Source organism: Hymenobacter sp. BT188 (genome assembly GCF_014333585.1).
GTDB lineage: Bacteria > Bacteroidota > Bacteroidia > Cytophagales > Hymenobacteraceae > Hymenobacter.
Genome location: NZ_JACSCW010000012.1, coordinates 22,657 through 32,684 on the forward strand (window position 1 = coordinate 22,657; position 10,028 = coordinate 32,684).

The window sequence follows — 10,028 nt, forward strand, 5'->3', positions numbered from 1 at the left end:
CGAAGCATGACGGTCAAAAAATAAAAAGCCCCCCGCACGATTTGCGGGGGGCTTTTTTTCTTTAATAGTAGGCTTCAGAAAATTATCGATTTATAACGTCGGTTCGGCGGCTGTTTGGTCTTTTTCCTTTTCTACTTCAATCGCCGGAATAGCTTCTGTGTACAGCAACCCAATCTTGGCGGCGTGCTCGGCGGCCTGCACGGTGTCTTTTACCAGCAGCATTTCCACCTTATCCTGCCGTATATCCTCGGCCACACGCTCCACAAGTACTGCCCTTCCGGGGTGCTGCACATCGCGGATATAAATGGCCAGAATGCGGCCGGGGTAGCGACGCACTACCTCGCGGTAAATGTTGGCATCTTCCTGCCCGCTGTCGCCGATGAGCACAAATGGCAACTCAGGATACGTAAGCAAGAGGTTATCAATCTCGTGCAGCTTATGGCCGTGATGGGCCGAGGCTTCGGGCTTGGTTACTTTGCGGGTCAATGACATATCGCGCAGCAGTAGCGGACCGGGCGGCACGTCATTCAGCTCCAGAAAATCGTCCAGCAGATCGTAGAGGTTCCAAGGGCTGCTGCTCACGTAGAAAAACGGGTTATTGCGCTTGCCATTCCGTCCCAATTGCAGCGCCCGGTAGAACTCGGCTACGCCCTCGAAAGGCAGGCGCGAGTGCGCGTTACGCACCAGCACCGTGCGGGCCATGCGCAATAGGTTAGTGGCGGAGGTTTGAATAACTGTATCGTCAAGGTCGCTGATGATACCGTATTCGGCATCGAGCGGCGGAATGAGCACGTGGGCTGGCTCCTTCAGGTCGGTGGGCATCTGGAGGTGCTGGGGGGCTTTTTTCAGCTCTACCTCCACCGGATACCACAGAAAATCGATGGGAGCCGGTAGGCTTTTGGGCTCAATATTCAGCGTGAAGTAGCCCTCCTCATCAGTGGTGACGTTGTGCTCACTGCCATCCCCCGGCCGAATAATCAGCTCAGCACCCGGAATCTCATTGCTCTCGAAGCGCCGATACATATTTAGCAGGTTCTGCCAGCGCGAATCGCCCTCGCCAGGCTCGCCAATGCCTTTATCGGTGAGCAAACGGCCTTTCACGTACAGGCGGCCGGCAGTGCCGTAGCTGCGGTACGTTACCAATTGGAGCGGATGCAACAAGCCCAAACGGGCGCGGGTGTTCGTGACCAGATCATCGGCCCGCTCGGCCAGACTACTGAGTTTGTGGAGGAAGGAGGGCATAGGGAATGCAAAAGGGTAGAAAGCAGCGTACGAGCAAAACCCGCAGGGAAGTTGCCTCAACAGTGCACTTACCTCCGTTTGACCACGTTTTTCGAATGGATACAAACAAAATAATCATCCTCAGTGCCCATAAAAAAGCCAGCCCTATTGAGGCTGGCTTTCGACTATAAGAACTATAAGTCAGGATTTACAAAATCCGCTTTAGCTCCAAGAAACTCGCGTTATCGCTGGTGCGGCCCGCACAATTCAGCTCCTTGGCTTTGGCCTGAATAGCTTCTACCCGGGTGCCAGGGTTGGGGTGGGTGCTCAAAAACTCAGGGGTGCTGGTGGGAGCCTGTGCTGCGGCCTTGATGAAGAAGCCGGCTGCGCCATCGCAGGAGTAGGGAGTACTATTCAGGTAGCGCACCGAGTAATCATCGGCTTCCACTTCGTACTCGCGGCTAAACCGCAACTGGCCCAGGCTAGTCGCGATTTGCGCCAGTTGATTGGGGTTTTCGCCTAACAAGAGACTTAAAAGAAAGGAAACCCCAAACTCTTTCTGCAAAGAACGCGACGTATGACGGCGGTCGGCGTGGGCAATTTCGTGGCCTAATACCCCGGCCAGCTGGTCTTCGGTATCCAGAAACTTAATCAGCCCCGAGAACACATAAATATGCCCCCCAGGCGTGGCAAAGGCGTTCTGAATTTCATCATCCTTGATGATTTTAACATCCCAAGGAAATTCATTTCGGTACTGAAGCTCATTGGAACTGAGCACCTTGCTGACTACCGCATCGAGCAGCACGTAGGCACGCTGGTTGGCTACGTTATTGCGCTCCAGCAGCTGGTTTTTGGACCGGTAGGTGGAGTCGGTTTGCGCGGCTACTTTTTGGCCCAGCGCTATATCATCTTCCACAGAAAACAATACCACACCATCACCATTGCCGGAGCAGGCCGCAGTGCCCAACGATGCCAGCAGAGCAAGAAAAATCCAGGGTTTAAGCCAAGTGCGACGCATACTGCAAATAGGAGTGTAGGAGGAACAGAGGAGCAGAACTGACCGTCTAAAAACGGTGCCAAAGCCGGCGGCTACCCATACGGGTTTAGGCTGAAAGGCGTTGTTGATACGCAGATATTAAACCTATAGATCAGACGCTCAACTTGAAATTTTATTTTCCTGCCGCGAGTCATTATTATTCACTCTACCTACTCTTCTGCTTTGCGGTTACTCGGCATCCATCTGCTTCTTTGCTAATGACGAGCTAGCTACTGCTACTTTTTTCCAGCTTCTGCGTACAGAAATGCCCCCCGGTTGCTTTTGGCTGGGGGGCATTTTTAGCGCTTTATGCCCACCACCTCCATCCCCCGGCCCAAAACCAAAAAGAAGCATCTGCCCCCTTTAGAGGAGGCGCACGAACTGTATAAAGACCCGGCCCGTCAAGCAGAGCTTGCGGGCCTACGCTACCAGGCAGACACCAAGCCCGGCATCAGCCGCCAGCCCGGTCCCGATGGCACGTTCATCTTCCTCACGGCGAAAGGCGAAAAAATCACCGATGAAAAGTCGCTGGCCCGGCTGCAAGGTTTCGTCATCCCGCCCGCCTGGACCGATGTCTGGATTGCTCCTTCCGCTTCCGCTCACCTTCAGGTAACGGGCCGCGATGCCAAGGGTCGCAAGCAGTACATCTACCACCCCGCCTGGGATCAGGCCCGCAGCCTAACTAAGTTCAGCCGCCTGCTGGCATTTGGTGAAGCCTTACCTACCCTGCGTCAGCGTTTGCACCAGGATTTGAAGCGCGCTGGGCTGGATAAGCAGAAGGTTATTGCCTTGGTCTTAACCCTAATGGATCAGTCATTTATTCGCATTGGCAACAAGGAATACGCCAAGAAAAACAAAAGCTACGGTCTCACTACCCTACGCGACCGGCACGTACAGATATCAGGCGACGAGGTTCGCTTTTCGTTTGTAGGCAAGAAAGGCGTGGCCCACGATGTAGCCCTGCAAGACCGCCGCCTGGCGCGCATGGTGCGCAAATGCAAGGAGATTCCCGGTCAGCACCTGTTTCAGTACTACACCTCCGATGGCCACCGCCAAGAACTGGAGTCGGGCGACGTGAACCAGTATTTGCAGGAGGTGACGGGCATAGCCCTGTCAGCCAAGGACTTCCGGACCTGGGGCGGCACCGTCAAAATGGTGGAGTGCCTTGAAAGCGTCCTCCACGAGGAGCCAGATTTGCCTAAAGACAAAGTACTGAAACGAGCCGTGAAAGATGTGGCCTCAGGCCTGGGAAACACGCCCACCGTGTGCAGCAAATACTATATTCACCCGCAGGTAGTCGAGCTTTTTCACTCCGACAAGCTCATCGACTACCTCCGTCAGCACGACATCGACCCCACCGAAAACGACATTCTCTCCCCCACCGAGCACATGGTGCTACACATGCTCCGTACCGCCGCCTAAGTAGTGTTTAAAAGATGGTCTGCTAATTCGGATCGGTGCCGAAATAACGCACGTGCTGTTGTTGCAAAAAACATAAGGCGGTCATGCAGCGCAGCGCGAAGCATCTCGCGTGTTTAGCTGGATTAGTAATCCTATCGTCAGCGCGCGAGATGCCTCGCGCTGCGCTGCATGACCGCCTTATTGCTTATTGAAATTCATTAGCTGGAATGGTCGGCCACGATAACCCAGCGGCCGGCAATGCGGCGAAAGACGAGCAGAAAATGCCCCCCAAGGTCGCCGGCGGCGGGGCGGGCGAGTTGCCAACGGCCTACTACATGGGCCGCGTCGGAGCTGATGGGGGTGATGCGCAAGTTTGAGAATGTAAGCTGCCCCATGGCGGCGGCATCGGGGTAGCTGCGGCGGTAGTTATCAAGAGTCGGCTGCCAGCCGTAGGTTAGTCCGCTTTTTCCAATAAATACGAGCGAGTCTGACTGCCAGTAGCCTTGCATGAAGCCGCTTACATCGCCCCGGTTCCAGGCCGCAGTCTGGGTTGTCAGCACCTGGCTGATATCCTGGCGCTGGCTGCCGGGGTGCGTGGCTGCGCAACCAAACAACAAGGCCGCACCCAGCACCAATCCAATGATTTGCTTCATGTTAATTTTTTGAAGGAAGTAAAAACAGCCTTACCATGGCTTGAATATAGGCATCGGCGGCTCTACTGCATTGGCACCTACTCTTCCAGCAGCGCCCGCACGTAAGAAATGCCCCCCAGACGACGCATATTGCGCTGCACCCGCCGTTGCTTGGCCCGCGCTACTGGCCCCGGATTGCTGGCCCGAAACCGGAGCGGATTCGGCAGTACGCCCGCTAGCAGCGCCGCCTCCGAAGCCGTAAGCTTAGCCGCCGATTTGTGGAAATAGCGTTGGGCTGCTGCCTCTACGCCAAAGGTGCAGTCGCCCATTTCGGCCACGCTCAGGTACATTTCCATAATGCGGCGCTTGCTCCAGAGCGTTTCAATCAGAATAGTAAAATACGCCTCCGCCGCCTTGCGCACATAGCTCCTCCCCGACCACAAAAACACGTTTTTGGCTACCTGCTGACTGATCGTACTGCCGCCCACCAACTGTTTGCCGCCTTCAAAATTCCGCTTGGCCGCCTGCTGAATTGCCTTCACATCGAAGCCCCGATGCTGCAGAAAGCGCTGATCTTCGGCCGCCACCAGCGCCAGCGGCACTTGGGGCGATACTTCGTCCAGAGTTTTGAAATTATAACTGATCCGACGGTCGTCCTCACGGATGCCATAGTAGCCGCGGCCAATCGGCGCGTGGGCGCGGCGGTCGAGCATGAGCCAAGTAGCAGGCGGGGCTAGCCAACGGTAAATAAGCACCCAAGCCACCGTGGTAAGAAACAGAGCCGCAATTATTTGCAGCAATACCCGCCACACCCGCCGCCCAAGTTGCCGGAATTTTGTTTTCATGAAATAAAGCTGTTCTTCTTTCCCATCCATCCTGATGAGAGGCACAGAAAGGGCAAAAGTAACGCATTTGGGCGCCCAGCAACCCGATACCAGCGTTTTTAGCCTATTTTCGTCGCCGACATTGTTGAGCTCCTATGCCTCGTATCCTTCCCCTGTTTCCATTGAACCTCGTGGTATTTCCCGGCGAGAAGCTCAATCTGCACATCTTCGAGCCGCGCTACCGCCAGCTTGTGCGCGACTGCATTGAGTCGGACCTGACTTTTGGCATCCCGCCTTACCTCAACGATGGCGTGAGCGAGCTAGGCACCGAAGTGCGCTTGATAAGCGTAGAAAAGGCCTACGACAGCGGTGAGCTGGATATAAAGACCAAAGGCATCGGAGTTTTTCGCATCCGGGAGTTCTACCGAGAAGCCCCCGGCAAGCTCTACGCCGCCGGTCAGGTAGATACCATTGAGGACGACCCCGAAGAAGATCCCACTCTGAAGGCGCGCATCAATGAATACGTGCGCCAGCTCTACGATACGCTGGGTTTGCGCAAGATCTTCCTGGATTTGCCCCCCAGCTACCGCATCTACGATATTGCCCACAACCTGGGCTTAAGCACGGAGCAGGAATACCAACTGCTACAGGCAACCAGCGAGCTGGAGCGCCAATCCATGGTGCTGGAACACCTCGAAAACGTGCTGCCCATCATCCTGGAAACCGAGCGACTGAAGGAGCGCGCGCGCCTCAACGGTCACTTCAAGAACCTGACTCCGCCGAATTTTTAGCGGGCATAGGATCTTTACCAGTTAGTACGGCGCAGCTTTTCCGGCTGCTGCACCCGAATAAACTTGTTGTTCAGCTCAATAATGCCATCCTGCCGAAACTCGCTGAGCGTGCGGCTCAATGACTCGGGTGCCGTGCCAATCAACGCCGCCATATCATCGCGCGACAACTGAATCTGAGGATCGTCTGGGTTGAGGGTGCGTTGCTGCTCATGCAGGCGTAGCAGCGTATCAGCCACACGCTTACGCAGCGAATTGTAGGCCATATCGAGCAACAGATCCTCTTGCTCGCGCACCCGACCCGCCAGTAGGCGCACAAACTGCTGACTTACTTCCGGATTGCGCATTACCAGCTGGGTAAAGTCGTCGGCCGGAATGTAGAGTAGAACGGAATCTTCCACGGCTACGGCCGAGTCGTGGTGGGCAGTGCCTTCCAGGAGCGCTTTGTAGCCAAAAAAGTCCCCCACCTGGTACAAACCCGTTATCAACTCTTTGCCGGCCGCCGTGGTTTTGCTGGTTTTCACCCTCCCCGACTGCACGAAATACAGCCGCGTGGCCTCATCACCCTCGGAGTACACAATCTGCTTGCGTGGAATCGTATGCGGTTTTCGATCGGCGGAAAGTGAGGTGAGGCTGCCTGTTTTCTGGGCATCATGCAAAAATTCGTCGAGCCCATTAGCGTGTAGATCGTACTCCGGCTTGAGGTGCTGAAAGCGGTTGAGACGGCCGGCTATGGCGCTCAGCAATTCGCTGCTGTCGAATGGCTTGGTCAGGTAGTCATCAGCTCCCAGCTCCATCCCTTTGCGCAAATCATTGCGTTCGGTTTTGGCCGTCAGGAATATGAAAGGCACGCCCGAGAGCTGTGGATTCTGGTTGAAAATATGCAGCACGCCGTAGCCATCCAGCACGGGCATCATAATGTCGCACACCACCAGATCAGGCCTCGTTTCGAGGGCTTTTTCTATGCCCACCTTCCCATTCTCTGCCGTGATGACATTGTAACCCGTCATTTCCAGAATTTCGGCGGTATTCTCACGGATGAAATCGTTGTCTTCAATCAGCAGAATGGTTTTCATAGGGAATTTTAATAGTGACGGTAGTACCTACATCGAGTGTACTCTGCAGGGATATGGTGCCATTCATTAGCTCCAGATACTTGGCAATAATATACAGGCCCAGGCCCGTGCCCGGTACGTTCGTTACGTTGCGGGCCCGAAAAAAACGCTCAAATAAGTGCTCCTGATCTTCGGCCGAAATACCTACTCCGTGGTCACGGACAACTAGCGTGAGCTGACCCGCCGCGCACTCGGCCGCTAGTTCAACTGTTGTATTCGGGCCGGAGTATTTTATGGCATTAGACAGCAGATTGACTACAATCTTGCGCAGCAGCGAAGAATCAAGCCACAGGGCTTCGGGGCAGTTAATGTGTTGCTGAACAGTTTGCCCCTGCTTCAACAGGCCCTCCACATCCGTAATGGTGTCGTTCAGCAGGTCTGATAGGATGAGGCGGGCCGGGCGGGCTTCCACCCGACCCTCTTCGATACGTCCCACCGACAGAAATTCCTCCAGAATATCGTTCAAGTGATTGACGGATTGCCGGATGCGCTCGAGGTGACGCAGGCGCTTTTCCTGCTGCTCGCTAGTAGGGTATTTCTCAATAAGCGAAGCGGAGGTAAGTACGGCCGTAAGCGGCGTCCGGAACTCGTGCGAAGCCATCGATACGAAGCGTGACTTCAGCTCACCTAGTTCCTGCTCAGCGGCGAGAGCTTTGGCCAGTTCATCTTTGCGCTGCTCTAGTTGCTCCAGTGTGCTAAGGAGCGCGTGGGTACGGTCGGCGACCTTTTGTTCCAACTCGGCGTTGAGTCGCTCCACACGCTGCCGCTCTGATATCAGGGCTTGCTGCGCATTCTTTTTGAAGGTGATATCCAGAATATAAGAGACCACGAATAGCTCCTCATCGAGGTAAAAATAGCTGAGGCTAACCTCTACGGGGAATACCGACCCATCTTTACGCAGCGCCTCCAAGTCGCCCCGGTGAGCGCCCATGGAGCGCACCGACGGTTGGGCATTGAAGGATTCGCGCAGACTCTCGTGTCGGCGACCACCCGCGTTCGGAACCAGGGCTTCAATCATCCGCCCGATCAGTTCCCCATCAGGATAGTCAAACTGCTGGTGGGCCATCTGGTTGGCCGAAATAATAGCCCCGCTACGATTGCACACGACAATACCAATCGTGGCGTTGGCGAATACCGCCTCAAAACGGCGTACGCTCTGGGCCAGCTCACGCTCGGCCTGGAGCAAACGATTTTGCTCGGTGAGGCGCACCATAAAATATGGCCGACCGGACACCTCAAAATATGTAAGCTCGATATGCGCCTGCAACAAACTCCTCCCTGGCCGGTTGATTTCAACCTCGGCTTCCTGACGGCCAATTTGGCGAGCTTTCGCGAGCAGGGCAGTCCATTCAGCTTCCGTAAAGCTGGGGGTAAGTAGGGTTCGGGCGGGCTCTATTAATAATTCTTGCTCCGAGCTATAGCCTAACAGCTGCACTCCCGCCGGATTTACCTGCGCAAACCGATTCTGAGTAGCATCAAAAATGCCCACAAACTCGGTGGCCCGATTGACCAGAATATCATTTATAGCAAGAGCGAAGGTGTTGTCTGGCATAATAAAAGCAAGTGCTCACGAAACGCAGCTTTCTCTTTACGGCTGCTGTGGGGGGCAAATTTTTGCCCTCTTCAAGCTCAGGAGTATCGTTTCGAAGTGCGTTAACTGGAGTTACAATCAGCCAAAGGTGGTTAAAAATCGCCTCTATGGATGATGGGTGACAAATGTCAAGGCGCTACTTGACAAGCCTCATGGATGAGCCGTAGCGTCTGAAGCTAATTTTACGACATACATTTAATATATCCCATCATGTCCCCCTCTTCACCCCCACCTGTGCTGCAGCCCGACACGGCTGTATTATTGGTGCTGCTGCCGCTGGTTCCTTCCGGCGAAGCTTCGTCCGGGACAGAAAGCAATGCCTCCATTCGCACGCTGCAAGGGCGATTGGGCCCCGGAATAAGGGTGCTCAAGATTGACGAAGCCAGCCATCCGGCCGTGGTGCGCAGCTTCGGCACCCCAGAACTCCCAGCTTGCGTGCTGGTACGACGAGGAGTAGAACTGTGGCGTCAGCATGGTCTACCAGAAGACGAAGAAGTCTTTAATGCTCTGCTGGAAGCGGCGCACGCGCATTAGGCAGGTTTTCTGGCTACCTACTATTCTCTTAAGACCTGCGATTATATCCTGTGTTCGCGCGCCGTCCTTCCAAAGCCCATCTTTGGGACTACTTTATCTTAACGGCCAGGGTTTTATTGGCCTTTACCTTTATTGGCTACGGCTACTCCAAATTATCTGGGGGGCAATTTGGCCTTACCCCCGCACAGGCGGCCTTACCGGTCAGCCAACTTAAGTTGTTCAAACTCGCTTGGTACATGTTCGACCACGAACCATTTCGATCTTTTGTGGGCGTCTCGCAAATACTGGCAGGACTGTTATTGCTCTGGAATCGGACGGCGCTCCTCGGGGCGCTGCTATTACTACCAATTGCCGCTAACGTCCTCATTATTGATATCACTTACCTGAAGATGCCAGGTTTCTATTGGCGGCTATCCTATTATATCGGGCTTATCTTCTCGATATTCTGGCATTATCGCGCCCGTATGATCGTCGTATTCTACACTCTGACGCAGGGGCTCACGACACGCTTTACCTACCCGTGGTGGGCGTATGGACTATTACCCGTCGCCGCTATTGGCACCGAAATAGCCGGAATGCTGCCGAATGTTTTCTTTCAACTCGTCACCAATCCCAGAAAAACGTGGCACGGGTTGGTTTATTTGTGGGATGTTGTGATGAAACACTTAGCCAGCTAAAGGCTTCTTGTGCACTTTCTTAAGCGCTTACTATTTCCCAAAAAACGATTTCAGGATATAAAAAGCATGAAATAAGAACCGACAACGTTGACGTCGACGCTTCTTATTCCATAGTAGCCATAAGCTGTCTACTACTCCTTGGCTACTGCTAGTGCCACCGTCAGCAGGAAAAAAGAGTCCTGTTGGGCGTGTACGCTATGCGGAATACC

Annotated in this window: 10 protein-coding genes; 4 read left to right on the forward strand and 6 right to left on the reverse strand. The window is 54.3% G+C overall.

Annotated features, from left to right (window positions below):
* Positions 1-90 precede the first annotated feature (90 nt).
* Entirely contained in the window at positions 91-1,242 is a 1,152-nt protein-coding gene (locus H8B13_RS20295; protein WP_187312647.1) for an App1 family protein, read from the reverse strand.
* A 187-nt stretch (positions 1,243-1,429) separates the two neighbouring features.
* Positions 1,430-2,239, reverse strand: a complete 810-nt coding sequence (locus H8B13_RS20300; protein ID WP_187312648.1) for a M48 family metalloprotease — start codon at positions 2,237-2,239, stop codon at positions 1,430-1,432.
* A gap of 327 nt (positions 2,240-2,566) precedes the next feature.
* Here H8B13_RS20300 and H8B13_RS20305 point away from each other — a divergent pair, with 327 nt between their 5' ends.
* Positions 2,567-3,679 (forward strand): DNA topoisomerase IB, encoded by a 1,113-nt coding sequence (locus H8B13_RS20305; RefSeq protein ID WP_187312649.1) that lies wholly within the window; start codon positions 2,567-2,569, stop codon positions 3,677-3,679.
* 197 nt (positions 3,680-3,876) lie between these two features.
* Here H8B13_RS20305 and H8B13_RS20310 read toward each other — a convergent pair whose 3' ends face one another.
* Both H8B13_RS20310 and mtgA read right to left on the reverse strand, forming a co-directional pair.
* The gene (locus tag H8B13_RS20310; RefSeq protein ID WP_187312650.1) at positions 3,877-4,311 is read right to left on the reverse strand and encodes a YybH family protein; all 435 of its coding nucleotides are present in this window, start codon (positions 4,309-4,311) and stop codon (positions 3,877-3,879) included.
* A 77-nt stretch (positions 4,312-4,388) separates the two neighbouring features.
* Positions 4,389-5,135 (reverse strand): monofunctional biosynthetic peptidoglycan transglycosylase, encoded by a 747-nt coding sequence (gene mtgA, locus H8B13_RS20315; protein WP_187312651.1) that lies wholly within the window; start codon positions 5,133-5,135, stop codon positions 4,389-4,391.
* Positions 5,136-5,269: 134 nt separating this feature from the next.
* On the opposite strand from mtgA, the gene H8B13_RS20320 reads away from it, so the two are divergent.
* Positions 5,270-5,905, forward strand: coding sequence for an LON peptidase substrate-binding domain-containing protein (locus tag H8B13_RS20320; protein ID WP_187312652.1), 636 nt, complete (start codon positions 5,270-5,272; stop codon positions 5,903-5,905).
* 14 nt (positions 5,906-5,919) lie between these two features.
* Here H8B13_RS20320 and H8B13_RS20325 read toward each other — a convergent pair whose 3' ends face one another.
* The gene (locus H8B13_RS20325) at positions 5,920-6,978 is read right to left on the reverse strand and encodes a response regulator (protein WP_187312653.1); all 1,059 of its coding nucleotides are present in this window, start codon (positions 6,976-6,978) and stop codon (positions 5,920-5,922) included.
* A complete protein-coding gene (locus H8B13_RS20330) occupies positions 6,956-8,569 on the reverse strand; it encodes a PAS domain-containing sensor histidine kinase (protein WP_187312654.1) in 1,614 nt (537 codons plus the stop codon). Before H8B13_RS20330 ends, H8B13_RS20325 begins: the two co-directional genes overlap by 23 nt.
* A 249-nt stretch (positions 8,570-8,818) precedes the next feature.
* Here H8B13_RS20330 and H8B13_RS20335 point away from each other — a divergent pair, with 249 nt between their 5' ends.
* Both H8B13_RS20335 and H8B13_RS20340 read left to right on the forward strand, forming a co-directional pair.
* Positions 8,819-9,142 (forward strand): thioredoxin, encoded by a 324-nt coding sequence (locus H8B13_RS20335; RefSeq protein ID WP_187312655.1) that lies wholly within the window; start codon positions 8,819-8,821, stop codon positions 9,140-9,142.
* A gap of 50 nt (positions 9,143-9,192) precedes the next feature.
* On the forward strand, positions 9,193-9,819 hold the full coding sequence (locus H8B13_RS20340; RefSeq protein ID WP_187312656.1) for a DoxX family membrane protein: 627 nt from the start codon (positions 9,193-9,195) through the stop codon (positions 9,817-9,819).
* Positions 9,820-10,028 lie beyond the last annotated feature (209 nt).

What these genes read in the sequence shown, in the direction of transcription:
- H8B13_RS20295 (WP_187312647.1), bottom strand. Translation starts at nt 1,242, where the DNA reads ATGCCCTCCTTCCTCCACAAACTCAGTAGTCTGGCCGAGCGGGCCGAT.
- H8B13_RS20300 (WP_187312648.1), bottom strand. Translation starts at nt 2,239, where the DNA reads ATGCGTCGCACTTGGCTTAAACCCTGGATTTTTCTTGCTCTGCTGGCA.
- H8B13_RS20305 (WP_187312649.1), top strand. Translation starts at nt 2,567, where the DNA reads ATGCCCACCACCTCCATCCCCCGGCCCAAAACCAAAAAGAAGCATCTG.
- H8B13_RS20310 (WP_187312650.1), bottom strand. Translation starts at nt 4,311, where the DNA reads ATGAAGCAAATCATTGGATTGGTGCTGGGTGCGGCCTTGTTGTTTGGT.
- mtgA (WP_187312651.1), bottom strand. Translation starts at nt 5,135, where the DNA reads ATGAAAACAAAATTCCGGCAACTTGGGCGGCGGGTGTGGCGGGTATTG.
- H8B13_RS20320 (WP_187312652.1), top strand. Translation starts at nt 5,270, where the DNA reads ATGCCTCGTATCCTTCCCCTGTTTCCATTGAACCTCGTGGTATTTCCC.
- H8B13_RS20325 (WP_187312653.1), bottom strand. Translation starts at nt 6,978, where the DNA reads ATGAAAACCATTCTGCTGATTGAAGACAACGATTTCATCCGTGAGAAT.
- H8B13_RS20330 (WP_187312654.1), bottom strand. Translation starts at nt 8,569, where the DNA reads ATGCCAGACAACACCTTCGCTCTTGCTATAAATGATATTCTGGTCAAT.
- H8B13_RS20335 (WP_187312655.1), top strand. Translation starts at nt 8,819, where the DNA reads ATGTCCCCCTCTTCACCCCCACCTGTGCTGCAGCCCGACACGGCTGTA.